This is a genomic window from Corallococcus sp. AS-1-6 (genome assembly GCF_020037015.1).
Taxonomy (GTDB): Bacteria; Myxococcota; Myxococcia; order Myxococcales; family Myxococcaceae; genus Corallococcus.
Genome location: NZ_JAIQDE010000002.1, coordinates 328,272 through 344,286 on the forward strand (window position 1 = coordinate 328,272; position 16,015 = coordinate 344,286).

The following is a 16,015-nucleotide window of genomic DNA, read 5'->3' on the forward strand; positions in this document are numbered from 1 at the left end:
GCTCACCGGCCCTCCACGCACAGTTCGATGAGCAGCCGCTCCAACTGCAACCGGGGCGCGCCGTTGCGCGAACCGATGGCCGTGCGCGCTGACTCCAGCAGCGAATGCCGCCGGTGCAGCGCGGCCTCCGACGTGCGCTTCGCCGCTTCTTGCGCCAGCGCCGTCAGGTCGCGGTTCGCCAGCGCCTCCAGCGCCCCGGCCTTCGCGAGCGACACGTCCCGCGTCCACAGGATGAGCAGCTCCAGCGCCGTGTCCGCGTCCTCGCGCGAGCCGCCGTGCGCCTCCGCGAAGCGCAGGAGGGCCGGGATGTCATCGCCTCGCAGGCCCTCAAAGGCGGTGAGGACGTCCTTGCGCTCCTTCAGCGCGTCCACGTCCAGCGCGAGCGCGCGGCCCAGGCTGCCCCCGGACATCACCGCGGCCAGGGCGGCGGTGTCCGCGTCCAGCTTGCGCTCCTGCTGCACGTGCCGTGCGACCAGGTCCACCGGCAGCGGACCGAAGTACACCTTGCTGCACCGGCTGCGGATGGTGGGCAGCAGGCGGTCCATGGCGCTCGCCACCAGGATGAGCGTGGTCTCCGCGGGCGGCTCCTCCAGCGTCTTGAGGAACGCGTTCTGCGCCTGGACGTTCATCTGCTCCGCGCTGACCAGGATGGCCACCTTGCGCTTGGACTCCAGGCCGCGCAGCGCCAGGCGCTCCTGGAGCTGCCTTACCTGCTCCACGCGCAGCTCGCGGCTGGGCGTGCCGGTGAAGTCGGAGCGGCCCGCGAGCCCGCGCGACACGCGCTCGTCGTCCGGCATCACCCAGGTGACGTCCGGGTGCAGCCCCTTGGCGAGGCGCACGCAGCTCGCGCACCTGCCGCAGCCCACCTCCGGGGCCTCCGGGCACGTGAGGGCCTGGGCGAGCCCCACCGCGGCCAGCTCCTTGCCCACCCCTTCAGGCCCGGCGAACAGGTAGGCGTGATGCACCGAGCCGGACCGCAGGGCGGATTGGAGCGCGTCCATCGCGCGGGGCTGTCCCTGCACCGAGGCAAGCGTCATGGGGGGCGTGTATCCCCGCTCGGGGCCCACCCGTCAACCGCCACCTTGACCCGTGCGCGTGCCGCCGGTCTGATTCGTCCGGCGTGTTGAACTTCCTCGAAGGCCACCTCCCCCTGCTGGCGGGCTCCATCCTGACGGTGCTCCTTCTGGGCATCCAGCGGACCACCCGCGACCCGGACCTGCGCGACGACCTGCGCGGCGCGGTGCGGATGCTGCTCGCCTTCCTGGTGCTGCGGCTGGTGTCGCGCCTGCTGCCGGAGGCGTCCACGCCGGAGGGCCTGCGCAAGTTCGTGAACGTGGGCTGGATGCTCACGTTCGCCTACGGCGTCATCCGGGCCGCGGTGGCGTTCGCGCTGAAGCTGGCGAGGATGCGCTCGCCGGTGTCGACGCCGAAGATCCTCCGCGACGTCATCGACTTCACGCTGTACGCGCTCGCCACGGTCCCCATCCTCCAGAGCCAGCTCAACCTGGACCTGGCGGGCCTGGTCGCGTCCACCGCGGTGCTGACGGTGGTCATCGGTCTGGCGCTCCAGGAGACGCTGGGCAACCTCTTCGCGGGCCTGTCCCTGCAGTTGGACCGGCCCTTCGAGGTGGGCGACTTCATCCGCATCGGCGAGCACACCGGGCGGGTGGTGCACATCGGGTGGCGCTCCATCCGCATCGCCAACTTCCGGCGCGAGGTCATCACCCTTCCCAACAGCATGGTGGGCAAGGAGCACGTGAAGAACTTCACCCAGCACCGCGAGCCCGTGGGCATCGAGATGCAGGTGGGCGTGTCGCTGGACGCGCCGCCCAACCAGGTGAAGCAGGCGCTCCTGGACGTGGCGCGGGAGATCCCCCAGGTGCTGGTGCAGCCGCCGCCCATCGCGCGCACGGTGGCCTTCACGGACTCCAACGCGCAGTACATGGTGCGCGTGTTCCTCAACGACTTCGCGCTGTCGGACGGCGTGCGGGAGGAGCTGCACACGCGGCTGTGGTACCGGCTGCGCCGCGAGGGCCTGGAGCTGCCCCACGCGCAGCGCACCGTGACGCTGCGCCGCGAGACGAAGCACCGCCGCCGCGAGCTGGCGGACGACACCGTGCGCGACCTGCTGCGCCAGGTGGACCTCTTCGCGCCGCTGGGCCCGGAGGAGCTGGAGCGCCTGCGCTGCGAGGTGGTGGTGCGCCGCTTCGGCCGCAACGAGCGCATCATCCAGGAGGGCGAGGAGGGCGGGACCTTCTACGTCGTGGCCTCCGGCGAGGTCAGCGTGCGCGCCGGCACGCTCCAGTCCGAAATCACGCGGCTGGGGCCGGGGCAGTACATCGGGGAGATGTCCCTGCTCACCGGCGAGCCCCGCGCCGCCACGGTGGTGGCGCTCCAGGACTCCGTGCTGATGGAGCTGGACCGGCCCACCTTCGCGCGCCTGTTCTCCGACTATCCGGGCCTCGCCCGCCAGCTCTCCGCGCTCCTCGCCCAGCGCCGCACCCAACTGCGCGCCGTGGCCCAGGCCTCGGGCGGCGGACCGGACCACTCGCCCGAGGCGGGCCGCATCCTCGGAAGGCTGCGGGCGCTCTTCGGCCTCACACACGAATAGCGGCTTTCCCTCACCTGAGTCCGGGGCAATCACGACCCGCTTTCACGCAGAGCGTGGCGGCCTGGGAGGCATGCATCCGGCCGTGACGCCAGGGCCTTTGACGCTTGGAGCCTGAAAGGTCTAAAGGTTCACACATGCAAGACATTCGTGGCTTTCCCGCGCGATTGGGCGCGCTGCTCCTTCCCGGCGCGCTGTGGATGGGCCTGCCCCAGAGCGCGGCGGCTTCGGCCCCGGTGAAGCCAGACACGACGGCCGCGGGCCTGGAGCGGCTGGCGCACCGCCGGGTCTTCTTCGGCCACCAGTCGGTGGGCGGGAACATCCTGGACGGCGTGCGCGGCCTGCCGGACGCGAAGGCGCCGGCCATCGTGGAGGTGAAGGACGCGAACGCCACGATTCCCCAGGGCACGCTGGCGCACGCGTTCGTGGGCCAGAACGAGCGGCCGGAGACGAAGCTCGCGCACTTCGAGCAGCTCCTGGACGGCGGCGTCGCGAAGCAGGTGGACGTGGCGCTGATGAAGTTCTGCTACATCGACTTCACCTCCAGCACGGACGCGAAGTCGCTGTTCGAGAAGTACCGCGCCACGCTCGCGGGGCTGAAGTCGCGCCACCCGGGCGTCACCTTCGTGCACGTCACCGCGCCGCTGACGACGGTGCAGCGCGGGGCGAAGGCGTGGTTCAACGAGCTGCGGGGGCGTCCCGTGTTCGGCGTGGGGGAGAACGTGTCGCGCGAGGCGTTCAACGCGCTGATGCGGCAGACCTACGGCGGCAAGGAGCCGCTGTTCGACCTGGCGGCGCTGGAGTCGACGCAGGCGGACGGCACCCGTGAGACGTACGAGGTCAACGGCCGCGCGTATCCGGCGATGGTGCCGGCCTGGTCGGATGACGGGGGGCACCTCAACGCGCAGGGGCAGGCGCGCGTGGCCTCCGCGCTCGTCACGTTCCTGGCGGCCCTGCCGGAGTCCCCGGCCTCCGCGAAGGCCGGGCCCTGAGCCATGCGCGTCCCGTTGATGATGATGCTCGGCCTGGGGCCGACCGTGGCGCGCTTGAAGCTGCGCCGCTGTGAAGCCGTGGGCGCCACCCCCACCGTCTGGGGGCGCGTCTGGATTCATGGCGAGGGTGAAATCCAGGTGGGGGACCGCGTGGTGTTCGACGCGCGGATGGCGCCCATCGAGCTGCACGCGCAGCGGGGGGGACGCATCGTGATTGAAGACGACGTGACCATCGAGGGAGGCAGCTCCATCGAAGCGCAGTCATGCGTGACGCTGGGCGCGCGCAGCCGTCTGGGCATGTGGTGCAAGCTGATGGACAACATGTACCACCCGGTGCGGGGCAACCGGCACGAGCGGCCGCAGTCGGTGCCGCTGGTGGTGGAGGAGGGCGTCACGGTGGGCAGCCGCTCCATCCTGCTGCCGGGCGCGCACCTGCAGAAGGGCGCGAGCGTGGCCTCCGGCACGGTCATCTCCCGCCGGATTCCCCCGGGCGTGACGGTGGGCGGCTCTCCGGCCCGCGTGCTGCGGCGCGAGGTGACGCGATGAAGCCCGCCCTCCCCTCCCGCGACGAGACGCTCCAGATGGCGCGCGCGGGCCTCCAGATGGTGCGCACGGAGGTGTTCCCGCGCGCCGAGCGCGTGGTGGCCGTGGCGCGGGCGCGCTGGCTGTTCCGCGGCTTCCGCATGGGCCGGGACGTGGCGGCGTATGGCCCGGTGGCCGCGCGCAACGACGGCCACGCGGAGCTGGGCGACAAGCTGACGTTCCTGGGCGGCATGCTGCCCACGTCGGTGGTCTGCTACGAGCACGCGCGGCTGCTGGTGGGCTCGGAGACCCAGTTCAACTACGGCGTGTCCGTGGAGGCCTGGGAGTCGGTGCAGATTGGCGACCGGTGCATGTTCGCGTCGTACGTGCGCGTGAGTGACCGGGACGGCCAGCGCATCGCGCCCATCATCATCGAGGACGACGTCTGGGTGGCCCACGGCGCCATCCTGCTCCCCGGCGTGCGCATCGGTGCGCGGTCGGTGGTGTCCGCCGGCAGCATCGTTTCGCAGGACGTTCCTCCGGATTCGCTCGCCATGGGCAACCCGGCGCGCAGCATGAGCCTGGACCTGGTGGCGCGCGACGCCACGGGCACCTGACGGGCGGCCTGACGCGCTTCGCCCGGCGCTCAGCAAAACGCGCCGGGCGCGTTCTTTTCCGCATCCCCTTCCACACCCCACCGCTTCGCCTCAACGACAGGACCCACCCCATGAGCACGCGTGACACGCTTCGCACCTTCATCGTCGACACCTTCTTCGTGGACGACTTCGCGGACGACGACTCGTTCCTGCGCAAGGGCCTCATCGACTCCACGGGCATGATGGAGCTGGTGGCCTTCATCGAGACGGAGTTCCACCTCAAGCTGGACGACAAGGAGCTGGTGCCGGAGAACCTGGACTCGCTGTCGCGCGTGGTGGCCTTCGTGGACCGCAAGCAGTCGCTGGCGAAGGCGAGCTGAGACGCCCATGTGCGGCATCGCGGGGTTCACCTTCCCGGCGGGTGACGCTTCGGGCACGGCGCAGCACGCCGACCGCCTGCGCCGCATGACCGCCAGCATCAAGCACCGGGGGCCGGACGCGCAGCGGGCCCTGCTCCTGGATGGCGCCGCGCTGGGGCACGCGCGGCTGTCCATCGTCGACCTGGCCTCCGGCCACCAGCCCATGCGCGACGAGGCCACCGGCCTCACCGTCGTCTTCAACGGCGAGATCTTCAACCACGTGGAGCTGCGCGAGCAGTTGTCGGGGGCGTATGCCTTCCGCACGCGCTCGGACACGGAGGTCATCCTCGCGGCGTTCCTCACGTGGGGCATCGACTGCGTGCGCCGCTTCGAGGGCCAGTGGGCCTTCGCGCTGTGGGACCCGCGCGACCGCACGCTGTGGATGTCGCGCGACCGCGTGGGCATCTGCCCGCTGTTCTACGCGCAACTCCCTCAAGGGCACCTGGCGTTCGCGTCGGAGGCGAAGGCGCTCTTCGCCGGAGGCCTGGTGACGCCGGCGCTGGACGCGCGGGGGCTCAAGCAGACGTTCCAGCTCTGGGCGCCGGTGGCGCCGCGCACGTCCTTCGAGGGCGTGTCGCTGCTGCCGCCCGCGCACGTGGCGAAGTGGCGCGACGGGGCGCTGACGCTCCAGCGCTACTGGGACCTGGACTTCGGCGTGACGCCGGACGCGGCGGAGGCGCCCCGGCTGCTGGAGGAGCTGGGCGCGGTGCTGGACCGGGCGGTGCGCCTGCGGCTGCGCGCGGACGTGCCGGTGGCGGCGTATCTGTCGGGCGGGTTGGACTCCAGCCTGCTGTGCGCGCTGGCGCAGGAGCAGTTGGGCGGGACGCTGCGGACCTTCTCCGTGGGCTTCGCGCACGCGCGGTTCGACGAGCGCACGCACCAGGCGACGGTGGCGGAGCAACTGCACACCGAGCACCGCGTGGTGGAGATGCGCGACGGGGACATTGGCGCGCTGGTGCCGGGCGTCATCTTCCACGCGGAGCAGGCGATGATGCGCTCCGCGCCCGCGCCGTTCCTGCGGCTGTCCGGGTGGGTGCGCGACCAGGGCATCAAGGTGGTGCTGACGGGTGAAGGGTCGGACGAGATGTTCCTCGGCTACGACCTCTTCAAGGAGACGAAGGTGCGCCAGTTCTGGGCGCGCCAGCCGGGCTCGAAGTACCGGCCGCTGCTCCTGCGCCGTTTGTACCCGACGCTGTCGGTGAGCCAGCAGAGCGTGGAGCTGCTGCGCGAGTTCTTCGGCACGGGGCTGGAGACGCCGGACGCGCTGGGGTTCTCGCACCTGGTGCGGTGGGGCAACAGCGGGCGCATCCTCCGCTTCCTCGCGCCGGAGTTCGCCGCGAAGGTGGCGGACGAGGATCCGGTGGCGTCGGTGCTCGCGACGGTGCCGGACGCGGTGGCGAAGTGGCGGCCCCTGGCGCGGGCCCAGTACCTGGAGGCGCGCACGTTGCTGTCGGGCTACCTCCTGTCCGCGCAGGGCGACCGCATGCTGCTGGGCAACGCGGTGGAGGGGCGCTTCCCGTTCCTGGACACGGGCGTGATGGAGTTCGCCGCGCGGGTGCCGGAGCGGCTGCGGCTGCGGGGGCTGGACGAGAAGCACCTGCTCAAGCGCTTCGCGAAGGGCCGGGTGCCGGCGTCCATCCTGGAGCGCAGCAAGTTCCCGTACCGCGCGCCCATCGCGGGGGCGCTGGTGGGCCCGGATGCGCCCGCCTGGGCGCGCGAGCTGCTGGCCCCGGAGGCGGTGTCGGCGACGGGCGTGTTCGACGCGCGCAAGGTGGAGCGGCTGGTCGCGAAGCTGCGGGCGCCGAACTCGGCGGAGAGCGAAGCGGACACCATGGCCCTGTTCGCCGTGGCGTCCACGCAACTGCTGGCCCACCACTTCCTGAAGCCGAAGCCCGTGCCCCAGGCGGACGTGGATGCCGTGCGGTTGGAGGCCGCGTGAGCGCGGATACCGCCCCTTCATGGGTTCGTGGCCACGCGGCCGCGACGCCGGAAGCTCCGGCGGTGGACTCGCCGTGGGCGCGGCTCACCTACGCCCAGTTGGAAGCGCGGATGCTCGCGCTCGCGGGACAGTTGCGCGCCGCAGGTGTGGAGCCCGGGGCTCGGGTCCTCATCGCCCTGCCCCTGGGCTGCGCTGCCGCCGTCGCGAGCCTCGCGGTGCAGGCCCTGGGTGCCTGCGCAGTGGAGCTGGACCGTGAGACGGGCGCGGACTCCCTGGCCAGCATCCTCACGCAGACGGGTGCCCGCCTCGCGGTCATCTTCGGGCAGGACGCGCGGCGCTGGACGGGACGCTCGCAGCTCACCCACTTCTTCGTCGTGCACGGCTCCCGTCCTCCGGAGCGCATGCTCGGGCTGCTGAAGCCCGCTTCGTGCACGTGGCTTCAGGAGGACGGCGCGGTGGATCCGGACGTGCGCCCGGAGCCGCTGGCCGCCCTGCCCTCGCTGCCTCCGGATGCGCCCGCTTCCATCGTCTACACGTCCGGCAGCACGGGCACGCCCCGCGGCGTCGTGCAGACGTTCGCCAACATCGCGGCGAACACGCGCTCCATCGTGGAGTACCTGGGCCTCACGCCCCGCGACCGCGCCATGCTCATCCTTCCCCTGCACTACTGCTACGGGAAGAGCGTGCTCCAGACGCACCTGCTCGCGGGCGGCTCCGTGTTCCTGGATCCGCGCTTCATGTACCCACGGGTGGTGCTGGAGGCCATGGCCACCGAGTCCTGCACCGGCTTCGCGGGCGTGCCCCTCACCTTCGAGCTGCTGCGCCGTCAGGCCGCCCCGGACTCGCTCGCGAACCTGAAGCTGCGCTACCTCACCCAGGCCGGCGGCGGCATGTCCCCGGACACCGTGCGCTGGACGCGCGAGGCCTTCCACCCGGCGGAGCTGTTCGTCATGTACGGCCAGACGGAGGCCACCGCGCGGCTCTCCTACCTGCCGCCCTCGCGCGCCACCGACAAGGCGGGCTCCATCGGCCAGGGCATCCCCGGCGTCACGCTGGCCGTGGTCGCGGACGACGGCTCGCCCCTGCCCGACGGCGAGGTGGGCCAGCTCGTGGCGAAGGGCGCCAACGTCACGCCGGGCTATCTCAACGCGCCTGACGACACGGCCGCCATCCTCCACGACGGCTGGCTGTGGACCGGCGACCTCGCGTGGCGCGACGCGGACGGCTTCTTCTTCCTCGTCGGCCGCGCGAAGGAGATCCTCAAGGTCGGCGGCCACCGGGTGAGTCCCGCGGAGATGGAGCACGTCCTCGCGCGCCACCCGGCCGTGCTGGAGGTCGCCGTGGTGGGCGTGCCGGACGACCTGGGCGGCGAGGCCGCGTGCGCCGCCGTGGTGCTCCAGCCCGGCGCCAGCCCACAAGAGGACGACCTGCGCCGCTTCTGCCGCGAGGCGCTCCCGGCCCACAAGGTGCCACGCCACGTGCTGTTCATCGACGCGCTCCCCCGCGGGCCCACCGGCAAGGTGCTCAAGGCCGACCTGCGCACGCGCGTGCTGTCTTCACTCTCTTCTCCTGAACCGAGGTCGCCGTGACGATGAAGTTCTCCAAGCAGGTGCTGGAACTGGACTGGGAGGCCAAGGCCGCGTCGCTGTCCGACGGGCTCAAGGAGGCCGTCCTCAAGAAGCTGCGCAAGCGCGGCCTGGTGGTCGCCGTCTCCGGCGGCATCGACTCCGCGTGCGTCGCGGCGCTGGCGGTGCGCGCGCTGGGGCCGGACCGCGTCTTCGGCCTGCTCTTGCCGGAGCGCGACTCCAGCGGCCTGTCCTCCAAGCTGGGCCGCGAGCTCTGCGAGAAGCTGGGCATCCAGTACACGCTGCACGACATCGCGCCCGTGCTGGAGGCCGCCGGGTGCTACTCGCAGCGCGACGCTGCGGTGCGCTCCGTGTTCCCCGCGTTCCAGCCGGACATGAAGTGGAAGATCGTCATGCACGGCGACCGGCTCAACACGGACGCCCTCAACGTCTTCTACGTGGTGGTGCAGGTGGACGGGCAGGAGCAGCGCTTCCGCCTCACGCCCCAGGCCTACGTGCAGATTGTCGCCGCCACCAACTTCAAGCAGCGCGTGCGCAAGATGATGGAGTACTTCCACGCGGACCGGCTGAACTTCGCCGCGTCCGGCACGCCCAACCGCCTGGAGTATGATCAGGGCTTCTTCGTGAAGCTGGGCGACGGCTCCGCGGACGTGAAGCCCATCGCCAGCCTCTACAAGACGCAGACCTACAAGCTCGCGCGGCACCTGGGCGTCATCGACGGCATCCTCAACCGCGAGCCCACCACGGACACCTTCAGCCTGGAGCAGTCCCAGGAGGACTTCTACTTCTCCGTGCACTACTCGCAGTTGGACCTCATCCTCTGGGCGAAGAACCACGGCGTCGCGCCGGAAGAGGTCGCGCCGGAGATGGGCCTCACGCCGCAGCAGATCCAGCGCGTCTACGACGACATCGACCAGAAGCGCCGCACCACCGCGTACCTCCACGCGCAGCCGCTGCTGCTCGAAGAGGTCAGCGAGCTGAAGCCCTTCAAGATCGCCTGAAGCGCCTCACCCGCCGCCGGAGCCAGGGGAACCGGAGGCCGCGTCGATGGTGTCCGCGGCCTCCACCCGGAGGCGCTCCTCCGGGGTGAACGAGTCGAACAGCAGCCGCTGCACCGCGGCCTGACGCCGGGCCGGGTCCGGTTCGCTCTGGCCCAGCGCCGCGCGCTTCGCGCGGAAGTCCGCCAGCCGCTGCTTCCACTGCGCGCGCTCCGCGTCCAGCGCCTCCAGCCGCCCGGTGGCCTCCGGCCCCACGGTGGACAGCCGGTGCTGGTGCAGGTCCTCCGCCGTCGCTCCCGCCGCCAGCAGCTCTTGCTCCACGGCCTGCTGCCGCAGCGGGCGCACCGCCTCCTCGCGGCTGGCGCGCACGTCCGGGGGCAACCGCTCCTCCAGGGCCGCCATGCGCTGCTCGCGCTCCTCCTTCGTCAGCGACGCGTCCTTCATCAGCTTCAGCCGCTCCACGGCGACGGCGTCCACCGCCTCCTCGTGTCCGAAGAGGCCGTCCGCCACGCCCGGGCCCAGGTGCTCCCGGCGCAGCTTGCGCAGGGCCTCCAGGCGCTCCGCCGCGTCCGGCATGGCCGCGGAGCCCTTCGCCCCCAGCCCCCGCGCCGCCTCCAGGTAGGCCAGGTAGTCGTCCAGCACCTGCACCGCTTCGTCCATGGCGGCGGCGGGCAGCTTCTTCGCCCGCAGGGCCGTGAGGATGCGCTCGCGGATGAGCGACGCGGGCTCCTCGCCCGTGGCGGACAGGTAGTAGTTGAAGAAGCGGCGCAGGTCCGCGTTCGGCACCAGGTGCCCGGACGCATCCACCACCACCGCGCCGTCCTCCTCCGTGTCCTGGAGCGAGCCGGGCAGCGGCGGCAGCGGCGCGTCCCGCGACGGAGCCGGGCTCGCCGTCGCGGCGGCACCGGAAACGGCGGGAGACGCCGCGCGCGGCAGCCCCTGCGCGACGGGCGCCGCGGGCGGCGGGACAGCGGGCCCGGGCGCATCCTCCGCCCGGACCTTCCACCACGAGAAGACGCCGGCACCCAGGAGGGCGCACAGCGCGACCACGAGAATGACGGCGCGGCTCTTCATGGCGGGCGCTCCCTGCGGCGGACTACAGGCCCGCGGACTTCAGGCGGTTCGCCTGGGTGCGGAACACGGACTTCGGGTCGGTGAAGAACGCGGTGAGGCCCAGGACCTGGTTCACCTCGTCCAGGTGGTTCATGTCGTAGTTGTCGCGGATGACCGTGCCGAAGTGCGAGCTGCAGCGGCCCACGAGGCCGTCGTTGGACTCGCTGTAGAAGAAGGACGACAGCTTCAGCGCGTAGTCAGACGCGTCCAGGATGTTGGTGAAGGGGTCCGTGCCGGACCAGGAGTAGTAGCGCTGGCCCTGGGTGCCCGTCGCCGCGCCGCTGCCGCAGGACGTGGTGGGGACGCCCGCGGGGAACTTCGCGGTGAACGCGGCGCCGCCCGCCTTGCTCAGCGCCGCCAGCGCGCCAATCGCGTCCTGCGGCTGCGTGTGGCCGGACAGCAGGCCCAGCACCGTGCCCAGGCTGTTGGCGAAGTAGGCCAGCACGCCCTCCGTGAACGAGCCGTTCTTGAGGTTGTTGCGCAGGTAGTCCGCCAGGTCCGCGCCCTTGTGCGGCGAGCCCACCGTCGTCACGGACGCCACCAGGTCCGGCCGCACCGCCGCCACGTAGCGCACGTCCAGGCCGCCGTGGCTGTGGCCAATCAGGTTCACCTTCGCCGCGCCCGAACGCGCGAGCACGTCCTGCACCTGCGCCAGCAGCGCCTCGCCGCGCGCCTCGCTCGTGTTGAACTGCGGAACGTGCGTGACGTAGACCCTCGCGCCGCCCGACTTCAGCGTCGACTCGATGCCATAGAAGTAGTCGAGCACCCCGAACAGCGAATCGAAACCCGCCATGCCGTGCGCCAGCACGATGGGGTACTTCGTCTGCGTGTACGTATCCGCGGCGCGCGCGGGCTGCGCCCAGAGGGCAAGAACCGCGACAGTCAGAACGAGGGTCCGGACGGCGTTTCGCATACAGGCTCCTGATTGGGGAGGGCGGATCATCGAAGGGATTGACCCGCGAATCAGCCCATAAGGCGAGACACTGATAAAAATCAAGCCAACCTCAGAATTCACTGGAAAGCGTGTCAGCTCCGGGTCAGCCCCCTTCAATTCAACGCAACGCATCAATCACTCCAACGCTCCGCGTCGAAACGGCAGCATGCGGGCCCATCCAGAGAAGAACGCACTTGGACACCGCCGCCTATCAGGCCTTCACCACGGAATTGACGCACAGCATTGACGCGGACGGTCGTGCCCGGGGGCTGGTGGCGCTGGGCTCGATGGCGGCGCGCGACTACGCGCCGGATGCCTTCAGCGACCACGACTTCTTCGTCATCGCGTGGCCGGGACACGCTGAAACATTGAGACAGGAGCGCGGCTGGCTGCCCCGCGCGGAGGACGTGGCGCTGGCGTTCCGCGAGACGGCGCACGGGCTCAAGGTCGTGTACCGCGACGGGCACCTGCTGGAGTTCGCGGTGTTCGACCTGGAGGAGCTGTCGTTCGCGCGCGTCAACCGCTACCGCGTGCTGCTGGACAAGGGCGGCGTGACGGAGCGCATGGACGCGCGCGCGCGGGACACGGCGGTGGAGCTCCAGCGCACGGCCCCGGACGACGCGTGGCTGTTCGGCCAGTGGCTCACGCAGGTGCTGGTGGGCGTGGGGCGCCACGCGCGCGGCGAAGGGCTCAGCGGGTGCGCGCGGCTCCACGAAGCGGTGCGCCTGTTCTGCCTGCTGCTCGCGCGCCACGTCCCCGCCCCCGAGGCTTCGCTGCTGGACGGGTTGGATCCGCTGCGGCGCGTGGAGCGCGTGTATCCGGAGACCGGCGGGGAGCTGGCGCGGGCCCTGGAGGGCGACACGCCGGGGCTCGCGCGCACGCTCCTGCGGCTCGCCGAGCGAGAGCTGTCCCACGTGCCCGCGTACCCGCGCGACGCGGTGGCCGCAGTGCGGGCCCGGCTCCAGGCGGTGCACCGGTAGGCACGGCGGGCGACTCAGGCCCGGGCGGTGTCCTGCTCCCGGGCGTTGTGCGCGATGACGAGCACCCGCTCGGGATGCGGCTGCCGGCGCGCCCAGTCCAGGAGCGCGCTGAAGGCATCCGGCGCGGGGGCGGCCGTGGAGAGGAGCATGCGCGGCTGGTGTTCGTGGAAGAGGTCCTCCGCTCCCAGGTTCTGGGCCGCCCACGTGCGCCAGCCGGGCACCGGCTTGCCGGGCGCGGGCTGCAGGCCGGTGACGGTGAAGCCGCCGGCCATGAAGACGCGCGTCAGGCCCACGAGCGTCGCGCCCGTGCCGAAGCCGCACACCACGTGCCGCACCGTGGGGAAGCGCTCGCGCACCTGCGCGCGCAGGCCCGTCGCCCAGGCCTCCACGCACGCCACCATGGCCCGGTTGGTGAGCTGCCGGGGCCAGCTCCAGCCCTCGCGCTCCAGGGCCTGGGCCTGGTGGAACATGTCCGCCATCGAGTCCACCTGGCGCACCTGCCCCTGGAAGCCGTGGGCGCGCAGGTACGTCGCGCCCGCCGCGTCCGTCAGGGCCACCGTGGGCAGCCCCCGCTCGCGGCCCAGGACGTCCAGCGCCAGCGCGCTCGACGCGCCGGACAGCTCCACCAGCCCGCGCGAGCCCGGCGGCATCGCGGCCAGGTAGCGCGCGAAGGTGAGGTACTTGAGGCTGCCGGAGGGCTGCGCCCCGCCCCACAGCACCACCGGCCCGCCCGCACGCGGACGCGACAGGGAAAACACTCCACGCATGGCCGCCCCTCTGGCGCACGACCGCATTCCGCGCCCGACATGCGCCTGAGTCTTCCGGAGGGGGTGCCCCGCGGCCATTGCCCCCGGGACGGGGCGGATGTCCTGCGGGGGACGGCGCAAGTCCCTGCAACCACGTGGCGGGCGGTTATGCTCCCCGCCCATGTCTCAAGCTCCTCGCGTCCGCATCCTGCTGTCGGAGACGTACAACCCCTGGTTCAACCTCGCGACCGAGGACTGGATCTTCCGCGAGCTGGACCCCTCCACCCAGACGCTCTTCCTCTGGCGCAACGACAACACGGTCGTCATCGGCCGGAACCAGAACCCGTGGTCCGAGTGCAACCTCACGCGCATGGAGGAGGACAAGGTCTTCCTCGCGCGGCGCACCAGCGGCGGCGGCGCGGTGTTCCACGACCTGGGCAACACCTGCTTCACGTTCCTGTCCGCGAAGGAGGGCTACAACAAGACGGCGAACGTCAGCATCCTGCTGGACGCCCTGTCGCGGCTGGGCGTGACGGCGCAGGCGTCCGGGCGCAACGACCTGGTGATTCCGCTGGAGGACGGCCCCCGGAAGATCAGCGGCAGCGCGTACCGCGAGACGAAGGACCGCGCCTTCCACCACGGCACCTTCCTCATCCACGCCAACCTATCGCGGCTGGCCAACTACCTCACGCCGCACCCGAAGAAGCTGGAGTCCAAGGGCAGCGCGTCCGTGCGCTCGCGGGTGATGAACATCCGCGACCTCCAGCCGGAGGCCTCCCATGAGTCGCTGGTGAAGGCGATGATTGGAGCCTTCTGCGACTTCCACGGGGCCACCGCGGAGCCGGAGCTGCTGGAGCCCTCGTTCCTGGAGGGCCAGCCTTCGCTCAAGCGCACCTTCGAGCACTACGCGTCGTGGGACTGGCGCTTCGGCAACGCGCCCCGCTTCAGCCACCAGATGGTGGAGTACCTGTCGTGGGGCTTCTTCGAGGTCCACGTCGACGCGGAGAACGGACACGTCACCCGCGCGCAGGTCTTCTCGGATGCGCTCTACCCGGACCTCGTGCAGGACCTGCAGGCGGCGCTCACCGGCAAGCCGCACAGCCGCGACGGCATGCGGCAGGCCGTCTCCGAGGTCCGCGCCCGCCACCCCTCGCAGGAGCGCGAGCTGGCGGAGCTGGAGACGTGGCTGATGGGCCAGGTCGAGGTCTGACCCGGCCCCTCCGCCGTCGCTTCACTCAGCGATGGCCACCACCGCCGTGGCCACCGCCCCAGCCGCCGCCATTGCCGCCACCGTGGCCGGAGCCGTGAGACCCACCGCCGCCGCTGGAGCCGCGCGAGGGGGACCCGCCGCCACGGCCGGAGCTGCCGCCGCCCCAACCGCCGCCGTGGCTGCTGGAGGACCCACCGCCGGTCTGCTGGACGCGAACGGAGCCGCCACCCCAACCGCCGCCGTTGCCGGACGAGGAGCGTCCCCCGCCACCCTGCGACGGGCGACCGGGGCTGGAGCCGCCACCCCAGCCGCCGCTGGACTCGTGAGAGCCACCGCGCGTGCCGTTCCCACCGGGAGGCGGATTGCGCGTGCCGCCCCAGCCGCCGCTGTTGCCACCGTTGCCGTTGTTCGACGAGTGGACGCCGCCGCCCTGCGGACGGTAGGGCCCGGGACGGCTGTCACCCCGGCCGTACGACGAGCCGTAGCGAGGACCGGCCGGCGACGCGTCATGCACGCGCGGCCCGTACCGGTACGGCCCCGGACGCGAGTAGTGGTAGCGGCCCGGGCGGTAGCGGTCGTACCCGTAGCCGTAGTAGCGCCACGACACGCCCGGGTAGCGGTACCACGTGCGCAGGAACGGGTTTGGACGGCCGAAGGAGAACGAGATGTGCGCGTGGCGGTAGACCGGGACGACGACCCGCACCGAGCCGTTCCAGCCCCAGCCGCCACCCACGAACACCCAGGACGGGCCGCGGCGCACCCAGTGCGGAGACACGAACACCAGGCCCGGACGCGGCGGCTCCATCCACGTGCCGGAGACCCACTCGTAGCCGTTGGCGCCCCAGTACCAGTAGCCCGGCGCCCACGTGTAGCCCACGGCCGGCGCGGGGGGCGGCGTCTCCACGCGCAGGGCCGGAGGCGCCTGGGTGGCCCTCACGTCCTCGCTGGCGACCTCGATGGGGATCTCCACCTCGGTGGAGCCCTCCGGGGCCCAGCCGCCGGACACCCAGCGCCAGACGTCGCCGTCCTGCGCCCAGTAGCCGTTGATGTACTGGTAGCCGGGCATGCGCTCCACCCAGCCGCCGGACTTGAACTGCCAGTTGTCGCCGTCCCAGTACCAGTGCCCGGACGTCCAGATGGCGCCGGCATAGGGCCGGGGAGTCGGTGACTCGGCGGGCAGGTCGGGAGGCGGAGAGGGCGCGATGGGCCCGGAATCCTCCACGTTGGCCTGCTGGGCGTACCCGTCATCATCGCCCCAGTCATCCGCGGCGACCGGCGAGGTCTGCGCGAACGCCCCCTGGGACGCCAGGCCGACAATCAAACCCATCCACCATCGAGAACCCATGACTCCGTCTCCGATCTCCAGACACCC

Annotated in this window: 15 protein-coding genes; 10 read left to right on the forward strand and 5 right to left on the reverse strand. The window is 71.7% G+C overall.

Features of this window, described 5'->3' with window-relative positions:
* Positions 1–2 precede the first annotated feature (2 nt).
* On the reverse strand, positions 3–1,037 hold the full coding sequence (holB, locus tag K8612_RS04155; protein WP_223742352.1) for a DNA polymerase III subunit delta': 1,035 nt from the start codon (positions 1,035–1,037) through the stop codon (positions 3–5).
* An 83-nt stretch (positions 1,038–1,120) separates the two neighbouring features.
* On the opposite strand from holB, the gene K8612_RS04160 reads away from it, so the two are divergent.
* The 8 genes from K8612_RS04160 to nadE all read left to right on the forward strand — a co-directional run bounded on the left by K8612_RS04160 (position 1,121) and on the right by nadE (position 9,663).
* Positions 1,121–2,611 (forward strand): mechanosensitive ion channel family protein, encoded by a 1,491-nt coding sequence (locus K8612_RS04160; protein ID WP_223761332.1) that lies wholly within the window; start codon positions 1,121–1,123, stop codon positions 2,609–2,611.
* 134 nt (positions 2,612–2,745) lie between these two features.
* Positions 2,746–3,600: a hypothetical protein gene (locus tag K8612_RS04165; protein WP_223761333.1), complete on the forward strand. Its 855-nt coding sequence runs from the start codon at positions 2,746–2,748 to the stop codon at positions 3,598–3,600.
* A 3-nt stretch (positions 3,601–3,603) separates the two neighbouring features.
* On the forward strand, positions 3,604–4,146 hold the full coding sequence (locus K8612_RS04170) for a DapH/DapD/GlmU-related protein (protein WP_223742349.1): 543 nt from the start codon (positions 3,604–3,606) through the stop codon (positions 4,144–4,146).
* The gene (locus K8612_RS04175) at positions 4,143–4,739 is read left to right on the forward strand and encodes an acyltransferase (RefSeq protein WP_223761334.1); all 597 of its coding nucleotides are present in this window, start codon (positions 4,143–4,145) and stop codon (positions 4,737–4,739) included. Before K8612_RS04170 ends, K8612_RS04175 begins: the two co-directional genes overlap by 4 nt.
* 110 nt (positions 4,740–4,849) lie before the next feature.
* Positions 4,850–5,098 carry an acyl carrier protein gene (locus tag K8612_RS04180; RefSeq protein WP_223742347.1) on the forward strand — a complete coding sequence of 83 codons (249 nt, stop codon included), beginning with the start codon at positions 4,850–4,852 and terminating at the stop codon, positions 5,096–5,098.
* A 7-nt stretch (positions 5,099–5,105) separates the two neighbouring features.
* Positions 5,106–7,076 carry an asparagine synthase (glutamine-hydrolyzing) gene (gene asnB, locus K8612_RS04185; protein WP_223761335.1) on the forward strand — a complete coding sequence of 657 codons (1,971 nt, stop codon included), beginning with the start codon at positions 5,106–5,108 and terminating at the stop codon, positions 7,074–7,076.
* Positions 7,073–8,665 carry a class I adenylate-forming enzyme family protein gene (locus tag K8612_RS04190; RefSeq protein ID WP_223761336.1) on the forward strand — a complete coding sequence of 531 codons (1,593 nt, stop codon included), beginning with the start codon at positions 7,073–7,075 and terminating at the stop codon, positions 8,663–8,665. Before asnB ends, K8612_RS04190 begins: the two co-directional genes overlap by 4 nt.
* A 2-nt stretch (positions 8,666–8,667) precedes the next feature.
* A complete protein-coding gene (gene nadE / locus K8612_RS04195) occupies positions 8,668–9,663 on the forward strand; it encodes an NAD(+) synthase (protein ID WP_223742439.1) in 996 nt (331 codons plus the stop codon).
* Positions 9,664–9,669: 6 nt separating this feature from the next.
* Here the strand turns inward: nadE and K8612_RS04200 are convergent, their stop codons facing one another.
* Together K8612_RS04200 and K8612_RS04205 are read right to left on the reverse strand one after the other, a co-directional pair.
* Positions 9,670–10,734, reverse strand: a complete 1,065-nt coding sequence (locus K8612_RS04200; RefSeq protein ID WP_223761337.1) for a lipase secretion chaperone — start codon at positions 10,732–10,734, stop codon at positions 9,670–9,672.
* Between the two features lie 22 nt (positions 10,735–10,756).
* Positions 10,757–11,686, reverse strand: coding sequence for a triacylglycerol lipase (locus K8612_RS04205; RefSeq protein ID WP_223742343.1), 930 nt, complete (start codon positions 11,684–11,686; stop codon positions 10,757–10,759).
* A 215-nt stretch (positions 11,687–11,901) separates the two neighbouring features.
* Between K8612_RS04205 and K8612_RS04210 the strand changes: the two genes are divergently transcribed.
* Positions 11,902–12,687, forward strand: a complete 786-nt coding sequence (locus tag K8612_RS04210; protein ID WP_223761338.1) for a hypothetical protein — start codon at positions 11,902–11,904, stop codon at positions 12,685–12,687.
* 14 nt (positions 12,688–12,701) lie between these two features.
* Here K8612_RS04210 and K8612_RS04215 read toward each other — a convergent pair whose 3' ends face one another.
* Positions 12,702–13,454 (reverse strand): pyridoxal-phosphate dependent enzyme, encoded by a 753-nt coding sequence (locus tag K8612_RS04215; RefSeq protein WP_223761339.1) that lies wholly within the window; start codon positions 13,452–13,454, stop codon positions 12,702–12,704.
* A gap of 160 nt (positions 13,455–13,614) precedes the next feature.
* Here K8612_RS04215 and K8612_RS04220 point away from each other — a divergent pair, with 160 nt between their 5' ends.
* Complete coding sequence (locus K8612_RS04220; RefSeq protein ID WP_223742340.1) at positions 13,615–14,643, forward strand: lipoate--protein ligase; 1,029 nt, start codon at positions 13,615–13,617, stop codon at positions 14,641–14,643.
* A 25-nt stretch (positions 14,644–14,668) separates the two neighbouring features.
* Here the strand turns inward: K8612_RS04220 and K8612_RS39140 are convergent, their stop codons facing one another.
* Positions 14,669–15,988, reverse strand: coding sequence for a YXWGXW repeat-containing protein (locus K8612_RS39140; RefSeq protein ID WP_306799603.1), 1,320 nt, complete (start codon positions 15,986–15,988; stop codon positions 14,669–14,671).
* Positions 15,989–16,015: the final 27 nt, after the last annotated feature.

Bases quoted from the DNA above. Each gene is read 5' to 3' on its own strand.
- K8612_RS04175 (WP_223761334.1), top strand. From the start codon at position 4,143: ATGAAGCCCGCCCTCCCCTCCCGCGACGAGACGCTCCAGATGGCGCGC.
- K8612_RS04170 (WP_223742349.1), top strand. From the start codon at position 3,604: ATGCGCGTCCCGTTGATGATGATGCTCGGCCTGGGGCCGACCGTGGCG.
- K8612_RS04165 (WP_223761333.1), top strand. From the start codon at position 2,746: ATGCAAGACATTCGTGGCTTTCCCGCGCGATTGGGCGCGCTGCTCCTT.
- K8612_RS04180 (WP_223742347.1), top strand. From the start codon at position 4,850: ATGAGCACGCGTGACACGCTTCGCACCTTCATCGTCGACACCTTCTTC.
- asnB (WP_223761335.1), top strand. From the start codon at position 5,106: ATGTGCGGCATCGCGGGGTTCACCTTCCCGGCGGGTGACGCTTCGGGC.
- K8612_RS04200 (WP_223761337.1), bottom strand. From the start codon at position 10,734: ATGAAGAGCCGCGCCGTCATTCTCGTGGTCGCGCTGTGCGCCCTCCTG.
- K8612_RS04205 (WP_223742343.1), bottom strand. From the start codon at position 11,686: ATGCGAAACGCCGTCCGGACCCTCGTTCTGACTGTCGCGGTTCTTGCC.
- K8612_RS04215 (WP_223761339.1), bottom strand. From the start codon at position 13,454: ATGCGTGGAGTGTTTTCCCTGTCGCGTCCGCGTGCGGGCGGGCCGGTG.
- holB (WP_223742352.1), bottom strand. From the start codon at position 1,037: ATGACGCTTGCCTCGGTGCAGGGACAGCCCCGCGCGATGGACGCGCTC.
- K8612_RS39140 (WP_306799603.1), bottom strand. From the start codon at position 15,988: ATGGGTTCTCGATGGTGGATGGGTTTGATTGTCGGCCTGGCGTCCCAG.
- K8612_RS04220 (WP_223742340.1), top strand. From the start codon at position 13,615: ATGTCTCAAGCTCCTCGCGTCCGCATCCTGCTGTCGGAGACGTACAAC.
- nadE (WP_223742439.1), top strand. From the start codon at position 8,668: ATGAAGTTCTCCAAGCAGGTGCTGGAACTGGACTGGGAGGCCAAGGCC.